The organism is Stutzerimonas sp. C6.4V (genome assembly GCF_058536345.1).
In genome coordinates this window covers 1-22,566 of the sequence record NZ_JBZUBM010000002.1, presented here as the reverse complement: position 1 = coordinate 22,566, position 22,566 = coordinate 1, and the positions used below count along the sequence as shown (strand labels likewise).

Below are 22,566 nucleotides of genomic sequence, written 5' to 3'. Positions count from 1 at the left end.
GCCGCGCTGGCTTCCAGCTTCAGCGTACCGACCGAAGCGGCGTGTAATAGCTAGGAAGCACCCGCGTCAGTACTTCGGCGATATAGCCGAGAAACAGCGTGCCCAGCGAACTCTTGTAATGCTGCGGATCCGCGCTGCCGATCGCCAGGATGCCCTGTTGCTTGTCCAGCGCGACCACAGCCGCCGAGCCGATGCCGTGGCTTTCTTCCTCGCCGAAGAGAAAGGCCAGCTCGTGCGGGCGAAGCACACCGCAGACGGTCTTGCCGCTGCCGAGCAATCCACCGATGGATTGCTGGGCTTCAGCGTGGGTAACGCTGCGGCCTACCGGAAGCGGCGACTCGCTGAACAGGATCAGGCTTACGAAGGGGACCTGGAATTCGTGCCGCAGGCTTTCGTCCACCGCGCTGATGATTTCCTCCAGGCTGTTGGCATCCAGCAAGTCGAGTACCAGCCGGCGCGTCTTGTCGAACAGTCGATCATTATCGCGGGCAACATCCATCAGGTGCGCCAGCCGATGACGCATCTCGATGTTGCGCTCGCGCAGCAGTTTCACCTGACGCTCGACCAACGACACGGCGCCGCCGGGGAGATGGGGTATGCGAAGTTCGGGGATCAGTTCGTCGTGGTCAACAAAGAACTCCGGATGGGCCCGCAAATAGGCTGCGACGGCTTCTGCATCCGGCAACGATGGCTTTTCCTGGTTTTGCTCGGTCATAGGCGAACCTGTCCTTCGAATACGCGAACGGCGGGGCCGGTCATCATAACGGGCTGTCCGGGACCTGCCCATTCGATGGACAAACGGCCGCCGGGCAGATCGAGCTGTACCGGCGAATCCATCCAGCCCTGGCGAATCGCTGCAACCGCCGCCGCACAGGCACCGGTGCCACAGGCCTGGGTTTCACCGGCACCGCGCTCCCAGACGCGCAATTTCGCGTGCTGACGGTCGATGACCTGCAGGAAGCCGGCATTGACCCGCTGTGGAAAGCGCGGGTGATGCTCAATCTTCGGCCCGAGCTGATGAACCGGAGCAGTATCGATGTCCGCCACGCGGAGCACCGCATGGGGATTGCCCATGGACACTGCCGCGATCTCAAGCTGCTGGCCATCGACATCCAACCGGTAGCTCAAGGCTTCGCTGTCCGCCTGAAAGGGGATTTCGCTCGGCACCAGACGAGGCGGTCCCATGTCCACAGTGATCTGGCCGTCAGGCCGGACATGGAGCTCGATGATGCCGCCCTTGGTCTCGACGCGGATCTGACGCTTCATGGTCAGCCGCTTGTCCAGCACGAAGCGCGCAAAGCAGCGGGCGCCGTTACCGCATTGCTCCACTTCCGAACCATCGGAGTTGAAGATGCGATAGCGGAAGTCCACGTCCGGGTTATGCGGTGGTTCGACCAGCAACAGCTGATCAAAGCCCACGCCCGTATGCCGGTCACCCCACTGCTTGGCGTGCTTGGGCTGGATATGCGCGTGCTGGCTGATCAGGTCGATGACCATGAAATCGTTGCCCAGGCCGTGCATCTTGGTAAAACGCAAAAGCATCGTCTTGGCCTCAGGCGGGCAGCAGGCTTTCGCCAGCGTATAGCTCCTGCACGCTTTCGCGGCGGCGCACTTCGTAGGCTTCGTCGCCGTCCACCAGCACCTCGGCGGCGCGGCCGCGGGTGTTGTAGTTCGAACTCATGACGAAACCATAGGCTCCGGCCGAGCGGACCGCCAGCAGATCCCCTTCGGCGAGCACCAGCGGTCGCTCCTTGGCGAGGAAGTCACCGGTTTCGCAGATCGGGCCAACGATGTCGTAGTGGCGTGCCTCGCCTTCGCGTGGCTGGACTGGCACCACGTCCATCCAGGCCTGATACAACGCCGGACGGATCAGGTCATTCATCGCCGCGTCGACAATGGCGAAGTCCTTGTGCTCGGTGTGCTTGAGGTATTCCACTCGCGTCAGCAGCAAGCCCGCATTGGCAACGATCGAACGGCCCGGCTCGAACACCAGCGCCAAATCGCGGCCGTCGATGCGCTTGCGCACCGCCTGGATATAGTCGCCGGCCAGTGGCGGTTGCTCCTCGCGATAGCGCACGCCCAGACCGCCGCCCAGATCCAGGTGACGTATGCGAATACCGCGCACGGCGAGGCGGTCGATGAGCGCCAGCAGTCGATCGAGGGCGTCAAGGAACGGTGGCAAGGTGGTGAGTTGTGAGCCGATATGGCAGTCGACCCCTATCACTTCGAGGTTGTCGAGTTCGTGAGCACGTTGGTAAACCGCCTCGGCATCGGCAATGGCGATGCCGAACTTGTTTTCCTTAAGCCCGGTTGAAATGTACGGGTGGGTGCCTGCGTCCACGTCCGGGTTGACCCGCAACGAAACCGGCGCCACTGCGCCCAGCTCGGCGGCAACTTGCTGCAGCCGTTCGAGCTCTTCGGTGGATTCGACGTTGAAGCAATGCACACCGACCTGCAACGCGCGGCGCATGTCGTCACGGGTCTTGCCGACGCCGGAAAAGACGATGCGATCCGGCTGGCCGCCTGCGGCCAGGACGCGCTCCAGCTCTCCGATCGATACGATGTCGAAGCCCGCACCCAGGCGGGCCAGTACGTTCAGCACGCCAAGGTTCGAGTTCGCCTTGACCGCAAAACAGACCAGATGCGGCATGCCGTCCAGCGCATCGGCATAGGCGCGGTACTGCGCCTCGATATGCGCTCGGGAATAGACGTAGGTGGGGGTGCCGAAGCGTTGCGCGAGAGCGGGCAGCGCCACGCCCTCCGCGAAGAGTTGACCGTCGCGGTACGTGAAGGCCTCCATGATTGCCTCCTTACAGTTCGAATCGGTCTTTGGAACGTTCTTTGGCGGTAGCCTCGTCGTCCGGTAGATAGAGCGGGCCTTTCTGGCCGCAGCCGGTCAGCGCGGAAGCGAGAACCGCCAGTGCGATGAGTGGAAGCAACAGACGCTTCATTGGGGGGCAATCCTAGAAAAATCGATGGGCCGGAGTATACCCAGCACCCACCGGATTGCCTATGTGGCCGCGCCCGCCGGCAGGAGATGAAGAAGGGATGTCTGGTCCGCTGCTCGCTAGACGCCGCGGTCGCCTGCTAAGCTCGCGGCCATCGTCGGGTGGCTGTGCGCTGCCCTGCCACCGTACCGAGGAAATCATTCATGAGTCTTAGCGAAGCGCGTTTTCACGATCTGGTCGATGCCGTGCAGGAAGAAATCGAGGACGTGTTCGATCACAGCGGAATGGACGTCGACCTGGAGAATTCCGGTGGTGTGCTGACCGTGCGTTTCGAGAATGGCACGCAACTGATCTTCAGCCGCCAGCCTCCATTGCGTCAGCTATGGGTCGCGGCGCGCTCGGGTGGTTTCCACTTTGACTATGACGAAGCCAGTTCGCTGTGGATCTGCGATGCCAATGACGAGCGCCTGGGCGAGCTGCTGTCTAGGGTCGCGCTGGAGCAGAGCGGCGAATCGCTGGATTTCGAAGACCTTTGAGCGTGCCGAGTTGGCCAGTGGACGCGCCTGATGTGAAATTCCAGGTGGGTTGCTAAATCGAAGAGCTGTGGTAGGGTCGTCTTAGGTTAAAAACCCCGCTTTCTGGCGGGGTTTTGTTTTTCTATCGCTCAACTTTGTTTGCAGGAGCTAACCCGGACCCATGACCAGTGCACCCTCTATCATCATTACCCAGCCCGACCTGCAGCGAATCGAGCGTCTGCTCGATGGCCTGGCCGACTACGGTCCGGCCGCCGAGGCGCTCGAAGAAGAGTTGTCCCGCGCCCAGGTGGTCGAGCGTAGCGAATTGCCTGCTGGTGTGGTCTCGATGAACTCCCGGGTGCATTGTCGGGAAGAGGGCAGCGGCAAGGATTACCACCTGACGCTGGTTTATCCTCAGGACGCGGGCAAGGAAGGCACCGTCTCGGTATTGGCTCCGGTAGGCAGTGCTCTCCTGGGGCTCAGCGTCGGGCAGCATATCGATTGGCCGACCCCCGGTGGCAAAGTGCTCAAGCTGACCCTTCTCGCCGTGGAGTACCAGCCCGAAGCGGCCGGTGACGTGGCTTGAATCAGCGGATGCGACGCCATGCCGGCCGCGTCAAACCGTCTGCAGCGCCTGATTGAGGGCGGTCTCCAGATGGGTCTTGTAGCGCAAATGCTGAACGGTCTGGGCGCGACCGGTGCCGTGCATCCCGGATAGATCAAGGTCGGTGATGTAGCAGGGGTAGCGCTCGCCGTCCCGCCGCTGGGCCAGGATATAACGAGCCACGGCGGCAAAAAGTTCGCTGCCGTATTCCGGGCTGGAAAATTCCTGGTGGTTGCAATAGAGCGAGACCTGCGAGCGTCCCCGTTCGCTGGGCTCGACAATGGCCTGGATATCGTGGAGTGGATCACCGGGCTCGTCGCGTGGAGCTGGCCTGCGCTCCACCGCCAAGGGGCGGCCTGGAGCGGTCGATGACAGTTGGTAGAACAGGATATCCATGGCCGCCAAACGGCTTTCTTCGAAGGGCAGCTGGGTCGTACGGCGATAGCGCACCGCCTGAAGAAAGCGCAGCAGCGGCGTGAGCAGGCTTTGCTCATCCCGATAGGCTTGCTGTTGACGCCAAAGCGCGTTGAACTCGTCGAGCACCGTTAATTCTGCCATGGCCCCCTGTATGCGATAGAACACTTGAAGGCAATACGGCCTGGCCTGGCCGAGAATCAACGAAAGGTCGGTGCCTTCCAGTGCGTGCCGGTCCACCCGGATCGGGCGCACCCCTTGGTGGGCCTCGCCGAGGTGCTCCAGCAGCGCAGGCATGTCGCTCAGGGCGGTATGGCGGATATTGCCGGCGATGAGATCAAGCACATGGAAATGCTGACGGACCTGTAGCAGATAGCGGCTCTCGCCCGGCTCATCGAGCATCGTCTGAGCATCAAGAAAAACCGTTTCGACCCGTCGCGCAATCGCCATGCCGGCGTTGCGGCTGAAGCAACGAACCTGCAGGTTTGGTCGCACGCCCTGTGCCGGCAGCGACTGCAGGTAATCCTGCAGGCAATCGGCCAGAGGGGCGGGACTCTCGTAACGAGTCGCAAGCAGCTCGCCCCAGCTGTTGAGCGTCAGTTGATCGATGCTCAGGACCAGGTTCTCCCGTGCCGCGCCAAGCCCGAGGGAGTCGGTCAGTTCGTCGAACGAAAGTGGTTGGGCCGGGCTGAGGGGGTCGAGGCCAACGTTCGCCAGTAGCAGAACCCTGGCCGGTGTGGCTGCGCTGAGCAGGGCTTCGTCGGCCACCGGCTGCGGTGGCATGGGGAAGGCTTGCCGCAGGTCCGTCAGCAATGCAAACAGCTCGGCTTCCGTCAGTCCGCTGTCTCCCGGGTGCAGGGCAACATGGGTCGCCGCATCGACCACACCGTTGCGATGGCACCAGGCCAACAGGGGGATCAGCTCGCGCGAACGCTTCAATGGCGAGAAATCGCTGATCTGCCTGGCATTCAGGCTGCCTTCGTAGAGCGCCCAGGACACGTCATCTGCTGCATCGTAACCCTGCACCAGCGTCAGGCTGTGCTCGGCCAGGTCCGGCGCGATTCCCAGGTTGATGGCTTCGATCTTGCCAGACTTGCGTTCGATCGCTGCATGCAGGCGTCGTCCGAGTACGCCGAAGTCGCGGCCGTTGATGCAGCTGGTGATCTGCAGTCGCCTGGCAAACTCGCTCAGGAATCGATAGGCATAGGTCAGTTCATTGACCAGCGCTCGTCGTTCTTCGACGACACGTCGAACCTTCCACTGGCTGCGTGCATCGAGCTGGGCAAACTGGCGCTCGTCCCAGCCCCAGTCCGATGTCAGGCGTTCGAGCAGGCGGCGTTGCCAGCTCTTGCTGCGCCCTGTTGGAGGGCGGCTGAGTGGCTTGTTGACCTTCAGGTAGAGGCAGCGACGCAGGAGTGCCAGCCGCTCATGGTCACCGCGTTGCGCCAGATAGCGCTCGATGCGGCGGTAGGCAACGATATAGGGATCGAGCTCGTCCAGCTCCAGACGATTGGCATAGACGGCCTGCTTGAAGTCCAGCCCCAGGCAGCGCACCTGCGGATGCTCGCTGGCGTACACCTCAACCAGCAACAGCTTGAACAGCGACTTGTAGGGTGATTCGACGGCCTTGTAGAGCTGCCAGAGCCCGGCGCCAAGGTACTCACCGGGCGGAATGTTGCCGAGATGGCCCAGATCCAGGACGTCGTCACTGCGCACGAAGCGCTTGTCCAGCAATATGCGTACATATGCGTCGTAACGATGCTCCTCATACGCCGGCACCAGCCACCAGAGCGGTGTGCGGCCGCCCAGCCAGATGGCGGTGCGGTAGAACTCGTCAAGCAACAGGTAGTGTTGGGTAGTACCGCAATCGTCGGAGGTCAGCCTGGTGTCGCGTGCGCCCTGGGTAAAGCGCTGGGGATCGACCAGAAAAAAATGCGCCTCGCTACCCTGAGTTGCAGCCCAGGCTTGCAGCTGGTCGCACTTGCGCCGGAGTTCATCGAGCTGGTCTGCGGACAGTTCCGGATCGTGGCAGACCCAGACATCGAGATCGCTTTGCTCTTCCTGCGCGACGGTACCCAGACTGCCCATCAGAAACAGTCCGAGGATCGATGCGGGCGGTTTTCCCCGTAGCGGCTTGTAGTGGAAGGATCGGCTGAGGCGCTGGGCTTCAGCCAGTGTTTCGGCATCCGGATCGAAGCCGGCGAGGCCGGCCGGCGTGGCGGCAGTGGTGTAGCCGGGCAGGATCGGATGATTGACGTGAAACAGCAGCGGCAACAGCTTCAATACGGCCTGCTGGCGAACGGACATCGCCTGCCGGGTGCGCTCCAGGCGGCCTGAATTCACGGTGAGAAAGCGAGCCCGCAGCGAAGCCAGCAGTTTGCGATCGATACCTTCCTCAAGGATCGGACGAATTTCCTGATGACCGTTCATTCGCAGGGAGTGGGCAATGTTTGAGGTGTCCGGTGGCGGGTCGAAGGCGGCATGGGCGGAAAAATAGCACGGCAGTCGCTTCCGTGGAAAAGCGAAACGGAGCCGTCGCTGGCTGAGCATGGCCAGGTCGGCAGCAGGGCTCACCCAGGCCCGGCCTACAGCCGGGGTGGGATGGGTGGGCTTCAGGCCGCTGCGGTTTCCGATAGGATGGTCAGCAGCACCTGGGCATGCTCGGCGGCATCGCGACCGAGCCCTGTCAGATAGCCACCGTCCGGTTGGGTTGTCAGGCCTTTTGCATGCAGCCGCTGGGTTGCGGCAATCGCTGCGTTGCCGGCGTCATGGTGGACCTTCAGCCCTTCGAGCGTGCTGTCGAGGTTGAACAGTCGGAGAATTTCCAGCTCGGCTACTAGTTCGGGTGTGTACGCCATGTTCGCTCCTCGGATTGGTGGGCCTGCGCCCGGTTCGTCAAGTGTAGATGCTCAGCCCGGGGCTGCCTTGATCGGTGTCTACTCAGGCAGATCAGGCAAGGCACGCAGAAGGGTTTCATAACGCTCGACATCGAAAGGGCGGTCGTCTGCAAGCATCTGGCGAATCTCGTCCGCCAGCACGAGCGCCATCATCTTCAGCGTTTCGTTGCGTTCATAACCTACCAGGGTCAGCTTGTTGAGGGTGGCCTGCGCCGCAGCGGGCTCGCCGCTTTCAAGCTGATTCTCGATGGCCTGGATCAGGGTTTCTTCGGCGAAGGTTTCGTCATCGTCGGAGGTGGTGGTCATGGTGCGGTTCTCGTTGGCGGATATTGATAATCTGATGCGGTTTCCTGCCTGCAAGCTAGGCGCTGACATTGTATGAACGCTTCGCTTGAGGCGGTTTCTATTCCTACTATGGACCATCAGGGAACGCGACCCCAGCAATGATCATTCTTCACACCCTAGAAAACGGCGCACTGGTGCGGCGCGCCGCCGAGAATATTCAGCAACTGCCAGACAATGTGTTGTGGGTGGACCTGCTGGCGCCGGATCAGCAGGAGGAGCGCTTTGTCGAAAGGGCTCTGGGCCTGGACATACCCACCCGAGAAGAGCTGGCCGAAATCGAGGATTCATCGCGCTTCTACGATGAAAACGGTGCCATATTCATGACCACGACGGTGGTGATGGGAATTGCCGAGCACCGACCGGAAAATGCGCAGGTCACCTTCGTGCTGACCCGCCGTTGCCTGGTAACGGTGCGCTATTCCGAGCTCAGTGCCTTCCGCCAGTTCGAAACCAAGGTGGCGCGCCAGCCTACTGCCTACTGTGCGAGCCATCAGATTTTCCTCGGGCTGGCCGATGCCGTGGTGGATCGCATTGCCGATGTGCTGGAGAGCGTTCAGGGTGAACTGCAGACCTTGTCCCGCTGCATCTTCGACAAGCGTAAAGAGCAGCGAACCGATCTTCAGCAGATTATCCAGCAGCTTGGGCAGCATCGTTCTCTGCTCTCGCAGCTGGGCGAAAGCCTGTTCAGCTCGAACCGCCTGATCGCCTTCTACCGGCTGCACGTGGGCGATGCCAAGCAAGGTGGCGCCAAAGGCTCGTTGAAGGCACTCGAGCGTGACGTGCGTTCGCTTGGGGAGCACCAGGCGCGACTGCTCGGTGATATCGCCTTTCTGCTGGACGCTACGCTGGGCCTGATCAACATCGAGCAGAACGCCATCATCAAGGTGTTTTCCATTGCTGCCGTACTGTTTCTGCCACCGACGTTGGTCGGTACCGTCTACGGCATGAACTTTGAAAACATGCCCGAGCTCGGCTGGCCATTCGGTTATCCCATGGCGCTCGGGATGATGGTGGTCTCGGCGATCATCCCCTACGCCTGGTTCAAGTTTCGTGACTGGCTCTGATCATCCGAAAAAGTGGAGCACGACACAAAAGATGCCCAACAGCGCCCAGACGCTACCGAACATGATCGGCGTACGCAGGGAGAACAGCAGTGTACGTTTGTAACGTTCGCCGCCCGCCGGGCTGTTGCCTTCGCCGAACAAAGCCGAATCATGGTTGGGCAGCAGCCCAACACTACCTTCGGTTTGCAGCAGTTCGGCCTGCTTGCGATGCCAGCGCTCGATCACATCAAAACTCGCACGAATGCCGGGTATGGCGTGCAACGAAGTAAGCAGGCCGAGCACGGCCAGCAGGCTGGGCACGACCAGACGGAACAGGCTGCCCCAGTCGGGGTTGGTGTTCGCCATTGACGACGCGAACGCGATCATCAGAAACGATTGGGAAGACAGGTAGCCACTGGTGCGACTGGCCAGCAGCGTCGATTCGAAGTGGATTTCCGAACGATAGAAATTCAGGCGCTCCTTCGCCGAGTCGAAGACTTCGGCACCCTGTGTGTCCTGATTGAGCAGCAACGTTTTGAGGTCGGCCATCGGAGGCAATCGCTGAGGTAACAACGATCTTGGGCGTCATGCAGACGCCTGAGTTCCCCTACGGCGATGGCTAAGGTTGCTCTGCCAGAGCCTGGAGTGCCGCGCCGGTCAAGCGATAGGTTGTCCACTCGTCTTGCGGTCGCGCACCGAGCGACTCGTAGAATCTTATCGCCGGTTCATTCCAGTCCAGCACCGACCACTCGAAGCGGCCACAGCCACGCGACACTGCCAGCCGCGCCAGATGCTTTAGCAGCGCCTTGCCCGCCCCGGTTCCGCGGGCTTCGGGCGTCACATAGAGATCTTCGAGATAGAGGCCGTTACGGCCGAGCCATGTCGAATAGTTGAAAAAGTAGACCGCGTAGCCAATCGGCTGGCCATCGCGCTCGCATATGAGGGCACTGGCGCTGGCATCCTTCGCGAACAGGCTGGATTCAATGCCGGCAACATCGGTTTTTACTTCTTGCTCGGCGCGCTCGTAGATAGCCAGCTCTGTGATGAAGCGCAGGATCAGCGCGGCGTCGCCGGTTGTAGCGGGGCGGATGTTAAGGGGCATGCAGCTCTCCAATGTGGCAGGCGCGAGCCGCCTCGCGCCTGCCACTGTCAGGACTCAGCGAGCGGCCAGCAAGTCACTGCCACGCTGAACGGCCGCACGAACCTGTGCCGGCGCAGTGCCGCCGATATGGTCGCGGGCGTTCACCGAGCCTTCCAGGGTCAGCACGGCGAAGACGTCGTCGCCGATCTCTCCGCTGAACTGGCGCAGCTCGTCCAGCGTCATCTCGGCCAGATCCTTGCCGGTCTGCACGCCGTACTTCACCGCGTGGCCGACGATCTCGTGACAGTCGCGGAACGGCAGCCCCTTGCGCACCAGGTAGTCGGCCAGGTCCGTGGCGGTGGAGAAGCCGCGCAGCGCCGCTTCACGCATGATTTCGCGCTTGGGCTTGATCGCCGGGACCATGTCGGCGAAGGCCCGCAGCGAGTCGCGCAGGGTGTCGGCGGCGTCGAACAGGGGTTCCTTGTCTTCCTGGTTGTCCTTGTTGTACGCCAGCGGCTGGCCCTTCATCAGCGCCAGCAGGCCGGTCAGCGCGCCGAACACGCGGCCGGTCTTGCCGCGTACCAGCTCGGGCACGTCCGGGTTCTTCTTCTGCGGCATGATGGAGGAGCCGGTGCAGAAGCGATCCGGCAGGTCGATGAACTGGAACTGGGCGCTGGTCCAGAGCACCAGCTCTTCGGAGAAACGCGACAGGTGCATCATCGCCACGGAGGCGGCGGCGCAGAATTCGATGGCGAAGTCGCGATCGGAGACGCCGTCCAGCGAGTTGCCGGAAATCGCTTCGAAACCCAGCAGCTCGCAGGTGATTTCCCGCTGGATCGGGTAGGTGGTGCCGGCCAGTGCGGCCGAGCCGAGCGGCATGCGGTTGGTGCGCTTGCGGCAGTCGACCAGGCGCTCGTAGTCGCGGCTGAGCATCTCGAACCAGGCCAGCAGATGGTGGCCGAAGGTCACCGGCTGGGCGGTCTGCAGGTGGGTGAAGCCGGGCATGATGGTGTCGGCTTCGGCCTCGGCGAGCCCCAGCAGACCCTGCTGCAGACGAGTGATTTCGCCGAGGATCACGTCGATTTCGTCGCGCAGCCATAGGCGGATGTCGGTGGCGACCTGGTCGTTGCGGCTGCGGCCGGTGTGCAGCTTCTTGCCGACGATGCCGATGCGGTCGGTTAGCCGCGCCTCGATGTTCATGTGCACGTCTTCCAGGTCCACGCGCCAGTCGAAGTTGCCGGCCTCGATCTCGCCCTGGATGTCCTTCAGGTTGGCGATGATCTGGTCGCGCTCGGCATCGGTCAGCACGCCGGCCTTGGCGAGCATGGTGGCGTGGGCGATCGAGCCCATGATGTCGTGGCGGTAGAGGCGCTTGTCGAACTCGACGGAGGCGGTGAATCGGGCGACGAAGGCGTCGACGGGCTCGCTGAAACGGCCGCCCCAGGACTGGTTGGTCTTGTCGGTGCTCATGAATGCGCTCGCTGGATCGGATGGGCAAATTGAAGGGCCCGAATAATAACAGGGTTATGCACGGCTTCCGTATTGGCACTCTGCAGCGAGCGGTTTATCAGGCCTTGAACTGTCCGAGACTGGCTTCGAGCCTCTGCGCGAGAACACCCAGCTCTTTTCCGCTGGCCGCGGTTGCAGTCACCGCTTCGGCCGCGCGCTCGGCTTCGGTGAGGATGACCTCGACCCGCTCGCGCACGGCCGTTGCGTTACCAGCTTGTTGCTCCGCGCCCTGGGTTGCCTCCCTTACGACCTGATGCACTTGCTCGACGGCGGCCTGCAGCGCGCGCTGCAGATCGCGACTGCTACCCAGGGAAACCAGGCCGCTTTCGGCTTGCTTGCCAGCCGTGTTGATTGCCGATACGGCATCACGTGCACCTCGCTGCAGGCTTTCGATATGCGTCTGGATATCGCCGGTAGATTGCTGGGTCTTGCTGGCGAGCGCCCGCACCTCATCGGCCACCACGGCGAACCCACGGCCGCTTTCGCCGGCGCGAGCGGCTTCGATGGCAGCGTTCAGCGCAAGCAGATTCGTCTGCTCGGCGATGCCCTGAATCACGGTCAGTACCACCTCGATCTGTTCGCTCTGCTTGGCCAGTTTTTCGATGACCGAGGCGCTGGTCTGTACACCGCTGCCAAGCGCCTCGATCGTCCGTCCCACCTGCTCTGAGATCGCCTCGTTATCGACCGCTGCCTTGCGAATCGAGGCGACCTGATCGAGTGCGGTCTGCATGGCTCGGCTTTCGTTCTGCGCGCGCTGGGTCATGTCGGCCAGCGCCTGCAGGCTTCCGGCGACTTCGTCACGTTGACGCTCGGCGGCGGCTGCTGCTGAGCGGCTGCGGTGGCCCAGGGTGTCGATTTCCGCTCCCGTCTGGACGGCGATGCGGCGTGCTTCCTGGACGATCGGCTGAAGCTTGGCCAGAAACACGTTGACCGCGTCAGCCATTTCACCCACCTCGTCTGCACTGTGGATCTCGACGCGCTGGGTGAGATCGCCGTGGCCGGCCGAGAGGCCGCGCAGTGCGGTGCTGAGCAGGCCCAGCCGGCGCAGTACCTGACGCCCAAGCACCAAGGTGACGGCGAGCAGGAGCAGCGCGCCGGTAACGGCGAGGGCGACACTGATTTTCCATAGCAGCGCCGAAGCCGAACGCTCCACCGCCTTCTGGCTATTGGATTCGATGCTCTGTGCCACTTCCGTCGCAGCGGCCAGGCCTGACGCCATGATCTTCGCGCTGTCGTTGGCGGTGGTTGCGAGACCGGTCTCCACCAGCTTGGCTCCGCCAGCGACAAGAGCCTGAAAGCGGCTGTCGAAGGCCGCCAGTTCGGTGCTCACCGCGGAGGTGGAGAAGCCGAGGACCACCTGGCCGATATCCGCACCCTTGGGGTTGATCGAAGTCTTGGCGAGATAGAGCGTGGGGTCGTTCTCGGCGGCCGACAGCACCTTGTCGAACGCGGTGCGACCGGTGCCCTTGTCCAGCAGTGCCTTGACTCGGGGATCCTGGCGGTTCAGGTGGCGGGTGAGCTGGTTGCCACTGGCATCGAAATAGACGACGAAGACGACCGCCGGGTTGCGGTGAGCCATCCTGACGAACTCGGTCAGCGCCGGTACGTCGTTGTCCCAGATCGCTGCTGGCGCAACGCCGGCAAGCAGCGTGGCGAGGTCGTCTCCGGACTGCTTGAGATGGCGTTCCAGCACGTCTTTCAGCTGCTTCTGCTCTTCGGTCAACTGCTGCGTCAGTCCCTGGGACAGGTCGCCCGTCATGCGTTCGGCCAGATTGGTAATGCCGCCCCGGACCTCGGCATCTGCCGAACGCAGCGCGTGCAGCAGGCGCGCCGAATCCTCGCCCAGGCTTTGCTCAATGTCGTGTTCGAGCCCGTCGATAGTGCTCCGGGTCAAGGCCAGCGCCACCAAGACTTGCACCAGAACGGCGCCGCACAGCGTCAGGAATACCGGGCGTAGCAAGCGGCTACGCAGAGAGGAAAACAGCAGCACGGATCAATACTCCTTGGACAGCGGTAGCGGTTAGCGTGAAATGGTTGCAATGCAATCATTACGCCATCATCCGCTATAACGAGTCGTTCGTAGAAGTCCTTATCGGCCGATACGGGCGGTGCATAACTGCCAAAGGGTGGAACTGGCGACCGCTCGTCACCTTCTGATCGCGCCAAGCCGATAGACTGGCCTGCGGCTGCGCCACGGCGGGCATCCGCCTTGCCGGGCTACCTTGCGTTGCGCCTTCGCGGCGCGGAACTCTGAACATGCGAACAAGAAAACCTGATCGAACGCCGCCAGCGCCCCTTGTCGATGATTTTTTCGTGCCTGAGCTATGCCAGCCCGATGCGCTGCTTGGCCTGGTGCTGCTCGCCGAGCTGCTGGTGCTGGTGCTGGTGCTGGCCGAGCCGATGCAGCCTGGGTTCAACTGGATGCGCCTGGCGCTGACCTCGCTGTTCGTGCAATGGGTGATGCTGCTGTCGGCCGGAGTTACCTGCCAGTTACGACCACTGCTGGCGCGGCTGCCGGCCTGGCTGGCCGGGCTCGCCTGCTGCTCCATGGTGGTCGGGCTGACGCTGGCGTGCACGGCGGTCGCCGATATCTACCAGCTCGGTGGCCCGCTGACGCGCGTTGGTGAGGTGAATCTGTACCTGCGCCATGCGTTGATCAGCCTGATCATGTCAGGGCTGCTGCTGCGCTATTTCTACCTGCAGAGCCAGTGGCGGCGTCAGGAGCAGGCTGAGCTCAAGGCGCGAATCGAGTCGCTGCAGGCGCGAATCAGGCCGCATTTCCTGTTCAACAGCCTGAACAGCATCGCCAGCTTGGTCGTTACCGATCCGGCCAAGGCCGAGCAGGCGGTCCTCGATCTTTCCGATTTGTTTCGGGCGAGCCTGGCCCGCCCTGGTACGCTGGTGCCCTGGCGCGAAGAGCTGGAACTGTCGCGTCGCTATCTTTCCATCGAGCACTACCGCCTGGGGGATCGCCTGGTGGTCGAGTGGCAGGTGGATGCCGTACCTGATGATGTGCCGATTCCGCAGTTGACCCTGCAGCCGCTGCTTGAGAATGCCTTGATTCATGGCATTCAGCCGCGCGTCGAAGGCGGAGTGGTGTGCGTAACGGCTGGTTATGCCGACGGCGTGTTCCAATTGGAGGTCAGCAATCCGTTCGACGAGGCCGCTCAAAAGCTGCCGTCACAGGGTACGCAGCAAGCGCTGCAGAACATAGCCGCACGATTAACGGCACTTTTCGGTCCTGCAGCGAGTCTCAGCGTGGAGCGGCGTAACGCCCGTCACTACACCTGTCTACGCTATCCGTGTGCGACACAAAAGCAGGAAGCCAGATCCATATGAATGTGCTGATTGTCGATGACGAACCTCTAGCCCGCGAGCGCCTCAGCCGACTGGTAGGTGACCTTGACGGCTATCGTGTCCTGGAACCTTCCGCCTCAAATGGCGAGGAGGCGCTGTCCCTGATCGAGGAGCTGCGTCCCGATGTTGTGTTGCTGGATATCCGTATGCCCGGCCTTGATGGCCTTCAGGTCGCAGCCAGACTGTGTGAGCGTGATGCTCCCCCTGCCGTGATCTTTTGCACGGCCCATGACGAGTTTGCCCTCGATGCCTTCCAGGTCAGTGCGGTGGGCTATCTGGTTAAGCCGGTGCGTCCCGAACACCTTGTCGAGGCGCTGAAAAAGGCTGAACGGCCTAACCGGGTGCAGCTCGCTGCCCTGACGCGTCCGGCTGCCGTGAGTGGCACCGGTCCGCGCTCCCACATCAGCGCCAGGACCCGAAAGGGTATCGAACTGATCCCGCTGCCCCAGGTGATCTACTTTATCGCCGATCACAAGTACGTCACCCTGCGGCACGAGACGGGAGAGGTTCTGCTGGATGAACCGTTGAAGGCGCTGGAGGATGAGTTTGGCGAACGCTTTGTTCGCATCCATCGCAACGCGTTGGTCTATCGCGACCGCATCGAGCGTCTGCAGCGCACCCCGCTCGGCCATTTCCAGCTGTTTCTCAAGGGGCTCGAAGGCGAGCCGCTGACCGTAAGCCGGCGGCACGTCGCCGGGGTGCGGAAGTTGATGCAGAATCTGTGAAGCCGACAAGAGCGCATGAGGCAGAAGGCTGAACGATAACGGCGGGATGTGCGTGTCGCCGGATCCAGCGATCCGTTCATACCGCCTAGGCAAGCTACGCTGACGTCCGTTTAGCCTCCAGCCTCCAGCCTCCAGCGGCTTCTTATTGATCCCCGCCAACCCAGCCGCGCTGCCTGGCCTGTTATCATCGCCGCCAGTTCATTTGTCTGGAATTGCTCATGTCCCGCGAAATTCGCATTGCCACCCGCAAGAGTGCCCTGGCCCTGTGGCAGGCCGAATACGTCAAGGCGCGCCTGGAGGAGGCACATCCCGATGTGACGGTCAGCCTGGTGCCGATGGTCAGTCGTGGCGACAAGCTGCTGGATGCGCCGCTGGCAAAGATCGGCGGCAAGGGGTTGTTCGTCAAGGAGCTGGAAACGGCTCTGATGGAGAACGAAGCGGACATCGCAGTGCATTCCATGAAGGATGTGCCGATGGAGTTTCCCGAGGGGCTTGGCCTGTACTGCATCTGCGAGCGGGAGGACCCGCGGGACGCCTTTGTCTCCAATCACTACGAGAATTTCGACGCGCTTCCGGCCGGTGCGGTTGTGGGCACATCCAGCCTGCGTCGCCAGGCCCAGCTGCTCGCACGTCGGCCTGATCTGAAGATCCAGTTCCTGCGCGGAAACGTGAATACTCGCCTGGCAAAGCTCGATGCGGGCGAGTATGACGCCATCATACTGGCGGCGGCAGGCCTGATCCGTCTCGGTTTCGGCGAGCGCATCCGTGCCAGCATCAGTGTCGAAGACAGCCTGCCGGCCGGAGGGCAGGGCGCGGTCGGGATCGAATGCCGGACCGGCGATACCGAGCTGCACCAGCTCCTGCAGTGCATGAACGATCCGCAAACCGCTACTCGGGTCAGCGCCGAACGTGCCCTCAACCGCCATCTGAACGGCGGCTGCCAGGTGCCCATCGCCTGCTACGCCGTGCTCGAAGGTGACCAGCTGTGGTTGCGCGGTCTCGTTGGGCAGCCTGACGGTGCCCAGCTGCTGCGAGCCGAAGGCCGCGCGCCTGCCTCCGAAGCCGAAGCGCTTGGCGTGCGCATCGCCGAAGAACTGCTGCAGCAGGGCGCGGGCAAGATTCTCCAGGATATCTATGGCGAGGCCGGTCGCGAGTGAGTGGCTGGCGTCTGCTATTGACGCGTCCGGCTGAGGAGTGCGCTGCGGTGGCAGCTGCGCTCGCGGAGCAGGGGGTCTACAGCGCCAGTCTGCCGCTTCTCGCAATCGAAGCCCTGGCTGAAACGCCGGAGCACCGCCAGACCGTGCTGGGGCTGGATCGCTACACCGCCGTGATTGTCGTGAGCAAGCCTGCGGCCAGGCTGGGCCTGGAGCTGCTCGATCGCTACCGACCGAAACTGCCCTCGGCTCAGGCATGGTTCAGTGTGGGCGGGGCCACCGGCGCGATACTGGCTGACCGCGGCCTGCATGTCAGTTGGCCATGCACTGGTGACGACAGCGAAGCCTTGCTGCGGTTGCCACGACTGGCTGAAGCGTTGGCGGTACGCGATCCGAATGTTCTGATCCTTCGGGGGGAAGGTGGGCGTGAACATATTGCCGATACGCTGCGCGCACGCAACGTGGCGGTCGACAGTCTGGAACTGTACCGGCGCTACCAGCCCCATTACCCGCCCGGGACGCTACTTCAGACCCTTCGCTCGGAACGGCTGAACGCCGTGGTGGTCAGCAGTGGACAGGGTTTGCAGTCGTTACGCGAGCTGGCCGGTGCCGACTGGGCCGAGCTGCTTGAGCTACCCTTGTTCGTACCGAGCCCGCGCGTGGCACAAATGGCTGCTGAGTTGGGTGCGAAAAGAATTGTGGACTGCCGTGGTGCCGGTACCACGGCTTTGCTAGCGGCGTTACGGGACTGTCCCGAGCCCGCTTCCTGATGCAAAGGATGGAAACGTGAGCGAAGTAGATTCCGACAAGCCAGCGCAGCAACCCAAAAGCAACATTGATCCTGTGATCCCCGCGAAAGAGATGCCGCCCAAGCAGCCTGCCAGCAGTTCGCCCAAGCCCGGCAAGGGCGGTCGCGGGATGGCTGGTGTCGCGCTGGTGGTGGGGCTGGCAGGCCTGGCTGCCGGTGGGTATAGCCTATGGCAGACCCAGCAGCTGGCCGATCAGGAACAGCAGCGGCTGCAGTCTGCTCAGGCCACGAGCGAGCAGACTCGCCAGTTGAGCGAGCGCAGTCAGCAATTGGCCAGCCGGCTCGGCAGGCTTGAGCAATTGCCTTCGGCGGAGCAGCTGGAGGATCGTCGGCGCCTGCTTTCGCAATTGCAGAGCGATCAACAGCGTCTGTCAGGGCGTGTGGAGCAGGTTCTCGGAGCCAGCCGCGAGCAATGGCGGCTCGCCGAGGCAGAGCATCTGGTGCGCATGGCCATGTTGCGTCTGTCGGCAATGCAGGATGTGAACAGTGCTGAATCGCTGCTGGCCGAAGCCGACCTGATTCTGCGCAAGCAGGATGATCCTGGCTCCTACGCGACAAGGCAAAAAATGCTGGAAGGACTCGAGGCGTTGCGCAGTCTGCCTGAGCTGGATCGCACCGGGCTGTTTCTGCAGCTTGGCGCCCTGCGCGGCCAGGCCAACCAGCTCAATGGCCTGGCACCGCAATTCGAAATGGGGCAGGGCTCGGAGAGTGGGCAGGCGGACAGTCGCTGGCAGCGTTGGTTGAACGAATTGACACGCTATGTGCGCATCGACTTCCAGGCCGGGAATAGCGTCAAGCCTCTGTTGGCCGGCCAGAGCCTGGCTCAGGTCCGGCTGGCGCTGTCACTGGCCATCGAACAGGCACAATGGGCCGTGCTCAACAGCAACGAAAAGGTCTACCAGCAATCGCTGGATCAGGCGGCCCGGTTGATCGAGGACCACTTCAGCGAGGAGAACGGCCAGAGTCGTGGGCTGCGCGACCGCATCGAGGCACTGAAGGAGCGTCAGGTGTCGGTTACGCTGCCCGACCTTGCGCCGGCCCTGCAAGCTCTCCAGGCCTATGTGCAGAAGCGGGACTCGGCCGACGATGCCGCAGCGCCTGCCAACGGCAACGACAAGCAGCCATCGAACGAGGAACCTGAGCAGCCGGCTACTGGCGAGCCGACCACTGAGAAACCTGAGCAGTCGACCCCTGATGAGCAACCTGCTAACAATGAATCTGCGGAAGAGGGGCAGCGCACATGAAGCGATTTGCCTTCATCCTGATCATCCTTATCGCGATCATTGGTTTTCTTGGCTGGGCCATTGCTCGGGATTCAGGATATGTCCTGATCAGTTATGACCAATTCCGCTACGAGTCGAGTTTCTGGATTTTTCTCGGCCTGATTGCCTGCCTGTGGTTGCTGGCCATGGCGGTCCACTGGGTGCTTGGCCTGCTGCATACGTCCGGCGCGCTGGTCAATCCCTGGTCGCGTCGCCATCGTGAGCGGCGAGTCGGCAAGGCTTCACGTAGCGGTCTGCGGGAGTTGGCCGAAGGACAGTGGAACCAGGCGCTGGCTCACTTGCGTACCGCGGCGGAGCACGACCAGCAACCATTGGTGCACTATCTCGGCGCTGCACGTGCGGCCAATGAACTGGGCGAGCATGAGCAAAGCGACGAATTGCTGCGTAAGGCACGCGAGCGCGACCCTGGGTCCGGGCTTGCAATCGGCCTGACCCAGGCACAGCTACAGATTGCCCGCGGCCAGTACAGCCAGGCGCGGGAATCCTTGAACACGCTGCATGCCGATCACCCACGTCATCCTTATGTCTTGACGCTATTGCAGCAGCTCTATGTTCAATTTGAAGACTGGCCGGCGCTGTGCCGGCTGCTGCCCGAGCTGCGCAAGCATCGCGTGCTATCCCCGGCTCGTCTGAGCGAACTCGAACTGCTGGCCTGGACGGCTGCGCTCGAGCAGGCCGGCCACGCCCCGGCAATCAGCAACGAGGATGCCCAGCAGGCCCTGAACCAGCGCTGGCAAACCGTCCCTTCCGGGCTGCGCAACGAGCCCCTGTTGGTGCGTGCCTATGCAGATGGCCTCAGCCGTCTCGGTGCTGATGCCAAGGCCGAAGAGGTGCTCTACGGCGCCCTCAAGCGGCATTTCGATGATCGGCTGGTGGAACGCTACGGCCGGATAGGCGGTCAGGATCCTGCGCGTCAGTTGGCCCAAGCCGAGGGTTGGCTCAAGGCAAATCCAGAGAATGCCGAACTGTTGCTCGCGCTGGGCCGATTGAGCATGCGCAACGCTCTATGGGGCAAGGCGCGTGATTATCTCGAGGCCAGCTTGCGCGTCGAACATCGACCGCAGACCTGCGCCGAGTTGGCGCGGCTGTTGGCGCAGCTTGGTGACAACGAGCGTAGCAATCGCCTCTTTCAGGAGGGGCTCGGGTTGCTTGAAAGTCCCCAGGCGGCGCCACCCCAGGCTGCTACCAGTCAATAGCAGCGGGCTCGCTCGTGATGGCCGTCCCGTGTTGCTGTTCTGGCTTGCGCGCAGCGCTTGCAGCACCGGGCCGGCGGCACTAACGTAGCGGGCTTTTCCTTCCTGCGGAGTCACCATGAACCTGGCCAGCCCACGTTCGCTGTTCTTCCTGGCCTTCATTGGCTGTGTGCTGATGATGGCCGCAGCCTTGTATCTCGAGCACGTTGTTGGCCTTGCGCCCTGTCCGTTGTGCATTGTCCAGCGCATCTGCGTTATCGGCTTTGGCCTGGTCTGCCTGATCGCAGCGATTCATGGTTCGGGCAAGACGGGGCGTCGCGTCTACTCGGCGCTCGGATTGCTCTTCGTGTTTGCCGGCGGCGCCACTGCGATCCGTCAGATCTGGCTGCAGAATATTCCCGCCGATCAACTTCCGAGTTGCCTGCCCAGCCTGGAATACATGATGGACGCCCTGCCGTTCCAGGAAATCGCAAGGCTGGTCCTGCATGGCACCGCCGAGTGCGCCGAGGTCACCTGGACATTGCTGGGCATGAGCATCCCCGAATGGACCTTGCTGGCCTTTATCGCTATGGCGGTGTTCTGCGTCTGGATGGCGCTACGGCGAGACTGAGGCGGTTTTTGCTTGGGGCGGCGAATCATCGCTCTCCCTGACGGTCAATGATCCTGCCGCAGCAATTGCTCGTATGAACGGTCGGGCAATTTGGTTCTTGATGCTTCGATCATCGCGGCTTAGTCTGCTCTGGCGGCGTCGGGTTTCTGCCATTTGGCGCTGCCACTCACCCAATGCCGATATCCCAAGACAAAAACCCGTCTCGGAAGGCGCAACAAGCACTATCAATTAGGGAAGTGAGGTCACCATGCTCGAGAGCTGTCGGAACGCCCAGGAACGCTGGGGAGGTGTGCACCTGTTGATCGATCGCTGGCTGCAGGAACGTCACGCTCTGATCAATGCATTCGATGGGCTGCATGTGGGTGCCGAAGCGGCAACTCGGCCGGCCTTGCAGAAGTTTTGCGAAATACTGCTCGATTACGTGTCGGCTGGTCATTTCGAGATTTACGAGCAGTTGCTCAACGAAGCCGAAGCCTTCGGCGACACGCGCGGCCTCGATCTGGCCCGCCAGATCTACCCCCGCATCGAGGCGATTACCCAGGTGGCGGTCGCCTTCAATGACCGGTGTGACTCGGGCGAGTGCCTGGACAGCCCCGGTCTTCCCGATGAGCTCAAGCATCTTGGGCAGTTGTTACACGAGCGCTTCGAACTGGAAGATTGCCTGATCGAAGTGCTGCATACCGCTCATAAAGAACCTGCCGCTACCGCCTGAGGCGTGTTGGTTTGGAGCGAGGGATCGCTCGTACAGACCATCCTCGTCTGGCTGTTGGCGGATGCCTGGCGCCCGTCTAGTATGGCTGCACCAACCCCGCCAGGAGGCACTTTCATGCCAGCGAAAAAAAACGCGGTCATGACCCCGCTGCACTTGCTTCAGCAGTTATCGAAGAGTCTGGTCGTGCATCTGGAGAAAGCTTGTACCGATGCGCAGAAGGACGCTGAAATCCTGCTTGCCAAGCTCGAGAAGCAGCGAGGCAAGACACAGGAAAAACTGATCAAGGCGCGCGCCAAGCTCGACGAGGCCGGCAACGCAGGCAAATCGAAAGCGCAGACCAAGGCCCGCTCAAGGCTTGCCGAACTGGACGACATGCTAGCTGTTCTGCAGTCCCGGCAGAGCGAGACGCTGACGTATCTGTCCGACCTCAAACGTGATGCCGAACATAGCCTGACCCTGGCGCAGGGCATTTCCCAGGTGGAAAAAGCGGCTGGTGAGGCACTCGCGTCGCGCGGCAAGACGACCACGTCGCGCTCGGCTTCGGCAACAAGCAAAACCGCGTCAGCCAGCAAGCCGGCACCTGCCAGGCAGGCAGGCGTAAAGCCGAACCCGGCCCCAGCCAAGTCTCCCGCCAATCGCGCAAGCAATACCAAGGAACAAAACCCATCGACGGCGAAAGCGCCCACAGCCCAGCCTGCATCGGGCAACACTACCTCTCGGCCTACAAGCCGGGGTAAGAACCCGGCCGCAAAACCATCCCGCGCTTCCAAGCCCGCCACTGCACGCAAGCCGGCTGCCACGCGCAAGCCAGCCGCCAAGGCGGGGGATGACAATCAGCCCTCGCCGGGCGCTTCCAGCTGAGCCTGAGCCGCTCGCCGTAGCAGGTGCAGCGATGCGCGGGGCTCTCCCTGGAGTCCCGCGCAGAGCCGCTCCAGCCACTGGACAGGGCCTTTACCTGCAGGCCAACCCCCGGAGGCCTGCTGCAGGCGATCGAGTTCAATCCGCTCAGCATCCAGTTCCAGCGTCTTGATGCGCTCGCGCAAGTTGGCCAGCGCTGCGTCGTTGGCTGTTTGTTCGCGCCAGCACAGGCGCAGGCTGCGCAATGGCGCGACCACCTCCTGCTGCCAGTCGCGACTGAGCTGTTTCAACTGCCGCAAGCGCTGCTCGTTGCAGGCTACGCCACGTATTTCCAGCCAGGCGCCGCTGAGCAAGAGGCAAACATCGGCGCCCATCGCCTGAAGGTCTAGGCATGCCTTCTCGACACCTGGCGCCGCATAGCAGGCGAGGGCGAATGTCCAGAGGTCGTCGTCGTTGTTCATCGAACTAGTTTTTTTATGGGCAGCCGGATGGATTTCCAGGCGTTTTGCT

23 protein-coding genes and 1 pseudogene are annotated in these 22,566 nt (G+C 62.3%); 12 read left to right on the top strand and 12 right to left on the bottom strand.

Annotation, left to right across the window (positions count from 1 at the left end):
• Positions 1-19: 19 nt before the first annotated feature.
• From AC4LFW_RS15935 to lptM, 4 genes are read right to left on the bottom strand one after another with little or no spacing between them, the layout of a single operon-like run.
• A complete protein-coding gene (locus tag AC4LFW_RS15935; protein WP_491820307.1) occupies positions 20-715 on the bottom strand; it encodes a DUF484 family protein in 696 nt (231 codons plus the stop codon).
• Positions 712-1,542, bottom strand: coding sequence for a diaminopimelate epimerase (gene dapF, locus AC4LFW_RS15930; RefSeq protein WP_491820305.1), 831 nt, complete (start codon positions 1,540-1,542; stop codon positions 712-714). The genes AC4LFW_RS15935 and dapF overlap by 4 nt, the downstream gene beginning before the upstream one ends.
• A gap of 10 nt (positions 1,543-1,552) precedes the next feature.
• Entirely contained in the window at positions 1,553-2,800 is a 1,248-nt protein-coding gene (gene lysA / locus AC4LFW_RS15925; RefSeq protein ID WP_491820304.1) for a diaminopimelate decarboxylase, read from the bottom strand.
• A 10-nt stretch (positions 2,801-2,810) separates the two neighbouring features.
• On the bottom strand, positions 2,811-2,951 hold the full coding sequence (gene lptM / locus AC4LFW_RS15920; RefSeq protein WP_019341253.1) for an LPS translocon maturation chaperone LptM: 141 nt from the start codon (positions 2,949-2,951) through the stop codon (positions 2,811-2,813).
• A 200-nt stretch (positions 2,952-3,151) separates the two neighbouring features.
• Between lptM and cyaY the strand changes: the two genes are divergently transcribed.
• Complete coding sequence (gene cyaY, locus AC4LFW_RS15915; protein ID WP_491820301.1) at positions 3,152-3,484, top strand: iron donor protein CyaY; 333 nt, start codon at positions 3,152-3,154, stop codon at positions 3,482-3,484.
• Between the two features lie 160 nt (positions 3,485-3,644).
• A complete protein-coding gene (rnk, locus tag AC4LFW_RS15910; RefSeq protein WP_491820300.1) occupies positions 3,645-4,049 on the top strand; it encodes a nucleoside diphosphate kinase regulator in 405 nt (134 codons plus the stop codon).
• A 30-nt stretch (positions 4,050-4,079) separates the two neighbouring features.
• Here the strand turns inward: rnk and AC4LFW_RS15905 are convergent, their stop codons facing one another.
• The 3 genes and pseudogenes from AC4LFW_RS15905 to AC4LFW_RS15895 all read right to left on the bottom strand — a co-directional run.
• Positions 4,080-6,911 carry a class I adenylate cyclase gene (locus tag AC4LFW_RS15905; protein WP_491822142.1) on the bottom strand — a complete coding sequence of 944 codons (2,832 nt, stop codon included), beginning with the start codon at positions 6,909-6,911 and terminating at the stop codon, positions 4,080-4,082.
• A gap of 182 nt (positions 6,912-7,093) precedes the next feature.
• On the bottom strand, positions 7,094-7,339 hold the full coding sequence (locus tag AC4LFW_RS15900; RefSeq protein WP_491820298.1) for a TIGR02647 family protein: 246 nt from the start codon (positions 7,337-7,339) through the stop codon (positions 7,094-7,096).
• A 78-nt stretch (positions 7,340-7,417) separates the two neighbouring features.
• Positions 7,418-7,681 (bottom strand): annotated as a pseudogene (locus AC4LFW_RS15895) (hypothetical protein); the annotation flags it as partial.
• A gap of 140 nt (positions 7,682-7,821) precedes the next feature.
• On the opposite strand from AC4LFW_RS15895, the gene AC4LFW_RS15890 reads away from it, so the two are divergent.
• Complete coding sequence (locus AC4LFW_RS15890; RefSeq protein ID WP_491820297.1) at positions 7,822-8,787, top strand: magnesium transporter CorA family protein; 966 nt, start codon at positions 7,822-7,824, stop codon at positions 8,785-8,787.
• On the opposite strand, the gene AC4LFW_RS15885 is transcribed toward AC4LFW_RS15890, so the two are convergent.
• From AC4LFW_RS15885 to AC4LFW_RS15870, 4 genes are all read right to left on the bottom strand, one after another.
• Positions 8,788-9,315 carry a hypothetical protein gene (locus AC4LFW_RS15885; protein ID WP_491820295.1) on the bottom strand — a complete coding sequence of 176 codons (528 nt, stop codon included), beginning with the start codon at positions 9,313-9,315 and terminating at the stop codon, positions 8,788-8,790.
• Positions 9,316-9,385: 70 nt separating this feature from the next.
• On the bottom strand, positions 9,386-9,868 hold the full coding sequence (locus AC4LFW_RS15880) for a GNAT family N-acetyltransferase (RefSeq protein WP_491820293.1): 483 nt from the start codon (positions 9,866-9,868) through the stop codon (positions 9,386-9,388).
• 54 nt (positions 9,869-9,922) lie between these two features.
• Positions 9,923-11,317 carry an argininosuccinate lyase gene (gene argH / locus AC4LFW_RS15875; RefSeq protein ID WP_491820292.1) on the bottom strand — a complete coding sequence of 465 codons (1,395 nt, stop codon included), beginning with the start codon at positions 11,315-11,317 and terminating at the stop codon, positions 9,923-9,925.
• A 97-nt stretch (positions 11,318-11,414) separates the two neighbouring features.
• The gene (locus AC4LFW_RS15870; protein WP_491820290.1) at positions 11,415-13,346 is read right to left on the bottom strand and encodes a methyl-accepting chemotaxis protein; all 1,932 of its coding nucleotides are present in this window, start codon (positions 13,344-13,346) and stop codon (positions 11,415-11,417) included.
• A gap of 266 nt (positions 13,347-13,612) precedes the next feature.
• Here AC4LFW_RS15870 and AC4LFW_RS15865 point away from each other — a divergent pair, with 266 nt between their 5' ends.
• The 9 genes from AC4LFW_RS15865 (at position 13,613) to AC4LFW_RS15825 (ending at position 22,059) form a co-directional block, all read left to right on the top strand.
• A complete protein-coding gene (locus AC4LFW_RS15865; protein WP_491820289.1) occupies positions 13,613-14,695 on the top strand; it encodes a sensor histidine kinase in 1,083 nt (360 codons plus the stop codon).
• Positions 14,692-15,438 (top strand): LytR/AlgR family response regulator transcription factor, encoded by a 747-nt coding sequence (locus AC4LFW_RS15860; protein WP_491820288.1) that lies wholly within the window; start codon positions 14,692-14,694, stop codon positions 15,436-15,438. Before AC4LFW_RS15865 ends, AC4LFW_RS15860 begins: the two co-directional genes overlap by 4 nt.
• A 218-nt stretch (positions 15,439-15,656) precedes the next feature.
• Positions 15,657-16,595, top strand: a complete 939-nt coding sequence (gene hemC, locus AC4LFW_RS15855; protein WP_491820286.1) for a hydroxymethylbilane synthase — start codon at positions 15,657-15,659, stop codon at positions 16,593-16,595.
• Positions 16,592-17,362, top strand: coding sequence for a uroporphyrinogen-III synthase (locus AC4LFW_RS15850; RefSeq protein WP_491820284.1), 771 nt, complete (start codon positions 16,592-16,594; stop codon positions 17,360-17,362). Before hemC ends, AC4LFW_RS15850 begins: the two co-directional genes overlap by 4 nt.
• 16 nt (positions 17,363-17,378) lie before the next feature.
• Positions 17,379-18,644 carry a uroporphyrinogen-III C-methyltransferase gene (locus AC4LFW_RS15845; protein WP_491820282.1) on the top strand — a complete coding sequence of 422 codons (1,266 nt, stop codon included), beginning with the start codon at positions 17,379-17,381 and terminating at the stop codon, positions 18,642-18,644.
• Positions 18,641-19,879, top strand: a complete 1,239-nt coding sequence (locus AC4LFW_RS15840) for a heme biosynthesis HemY N-terminal domain-containing protein (RefSeq protein WP_491820280.1) — start codon at positions 18,641-18,643, stop codon at positions 19,877-19,879. The genes AC4LFW_RS15845 and AC4LFW_RS15840 overlap by 4 nt, the downstream gene beginning before the upstream one ends.
• A gap of 115 nt (positions 19,880-19,994) precedes the next feature.
• Positions 19,995-20,486 carry a disulfide bond formation protein B gene (locus tag AC4LFW_RS15835; RefSeq protein ID WP_491820278.1) on the top strand — a complete coding sequence of 164 codons (492 nt, stop codon included), beginning with the start codon at positions 19,995-19,997 and terminating at the stop codon, positions 20,484-20,486.
• Between the two features lie 247 nt (positions 20,487-20,733).
• On the top strand, positions 20,734-21,198 hold the full coding sequence (gene rsd, locus AC4LFW_RS15830) for a sigma D regulator (protein WP_491820276.1): 465 nt from the start codon (positions 20,734-20,736) through the stop codon (positions 21,196-21,198).
• A 114-nt stretch (positions 21,199-21,312) separates the two neighbouring features.
• Entirely contained in the window at positions 21,313-22,059 is a 747-nt protein-coding gene (locus AC4LFW_RS15825; protein WP_491820274.1) for an AlgP family protein, read from the top strand.
• Here the strand turns inward: AC4LFW_RS15825 and AC4LFW_RS15820 are convergent.
• A complete protein-coding gene (locus tag AC4LFW_RS15820) occupies positions 22,032-22,517 on the bottom strand; it encodes a TIGR02444 family protein (RefSeq protein ID WP_491822140.1) in 486 nt (161 codons plus the stop codon). The two genes, AC4LFW_RS15825 and AC4LFW_RS15820, sit on opposite strands and share 28 nt — an antisense overlap.
• Positions 22,518-22,566 lie beyond the last annotated feature (49 nt).

What these genes read in the sequence shown, in the direction of transcription:
- AC4LFW_RS15905 (WP_491822142.1), bottom strand. Translation starts at nt 6,911, where the DNA reads ATGAACGGTCATCAGGAAATTCGTCCGATCCTTGAGGAAGGTATCGAT.
- AC4LFW_RS15860 (WP_491820288.1), top strand. Translation starts at nt 14,692, where the DNA reads ATGAATGTGCTGATTGTCGATGACGAACCTCTAGCCCGCGAGCGCCTC.
- cyaY (WP_491820301.1), top strand. Translation starts at nt 3,152, where the DNA reads ATGAGTCTTAGCGAAGCGCGTTTTCACGATCTGGTCGATGCCGTGCAG.
- AC4LFW_RS15900 (WP_491820298.1), bottom strand. Translation starts at nt 7,339, where the DNA reads ATGGCGTACACACCCGAACTAGTAGCCGAGCTGGAAATTCTCCGACTG.
- AC4LFW_RS15865 (WP_491820289.1), top strand. Translation starts at nt 13,613, where the DNA reads ATGCGAACAAGAAAACCTGATCGAACGCCGCCAGCGCCCCTTGTCGAT.
- AC4LFW_RS15885 (WP_491820295.1), bottom strand. Translation starts at nt 9,315, where the DNA reads ATGGCCGACCTCAAAACGTTGCTGCTCAATCAGGACACACAGGGTGCC.
- rnk (WP_491820300.1), top strand. Translation starts at nt 3,645, where the DNA reads ATGACCAGTGCACCCTCTATCATCATTACCCAGCCCGACCTGCAGCGA.
- AC4LFW_RS15820 (WP_491822140.1), bottom strand. Translation starts at nt 22,517, where the DNA reads ATGAACAACGACGACGACCTCTGGACATTCGCCCTCGCCTGCTATGCG.
- AC4LFW_RS15840 (WP_491820280.1), top strand. Translation starts at nt 18,641, where the DNA reads ATGAAGCGATTTGCCTTCATCCTGATCATCCTTATCGCGATCATTGGT.
- AC4LFW_RS15890 (WP_491820297.1), top strand. Translation starts at nt 7,822, where the DNA reads ATGATCATTCTTCACACCCTAGAAAACGGCGCACTGGTGCGGCGCGCC.
- AC4LFW_RS15825 (WP_491820274.1), top strand. Translation starts at nt 21,313, where the DNA reads ATGCCAGCGAAAAAAAACGCGGTCATGACCCCGCTGCACTTGCTTCAG.
- AC4LFW_RS15880 (WP_491820293.1), bottom strand. Translation starts at nt 9,868, where the DNA reads ATGCCCCTTAACATCCGCCCCGCTACAACCGGCGACGCCGCGCTGATC.
- AC4LFW_RS15835 (WP_491820278.1), top strand. Translation starts at nt 19,995, where the DNA reads ATGAACCTGGCCAGCCCACGTTCGCTGTTCTTCCTGGCCTTCATTGGC.
- rsd (WP_491820276.1), top strand. Translation starts at nt 20,734, where the DNA reads ATGCTCGAGAGCTGTCGGAACGCCCAGGAACGCTGGGGAGGTGTGCAC.
- dapF (WP_491820305.1), bottom strand. Translation starts at nt 1,542, where the DNA reads ATGCTTTTGCGTTTTACCAAGATGCACGGCCTGGGCAACGATTTCATG.
- AC4LFW_RS15935 (WP_491820307.1), bottom strand. Translation starts at nt 715, where the DNA reads ATGACCGAGCAAAACCAGGAAAAGCCATCGTTGCCGGATGCAGAAGCC.
- argH (WP_491820292.1), bottom strand. Translation starts at nt 11,317, where the DNA reads ATGAGCACCGACAAGACCAACCAGTCCTGGGGCGGCCGTTTCAGCGAG.
- lptM (WP_019341253.1), bottom strand. Translation starts at nt 2,951, where the DNA reads ATGAAGCGTCTGTTGCTTCCACTCATCGCACTGGCGGTTCTCGCTTCC.
- hemC (WP_491820286.1), top strand. Translation starts at nt 15,657, where the DNA reads ATGTCCCGCGAAATTCGCATTGCCACCCGCAAGAGTGCCCTGGCCCTG.
- lysA (WP_491820304.1), bottom strand. Translation starts at nt 2,800, where the DNA reads ATGGAGGCCTTCACGTACCGCGACGGTCAACTCTTCGCGGAGGGCGTG.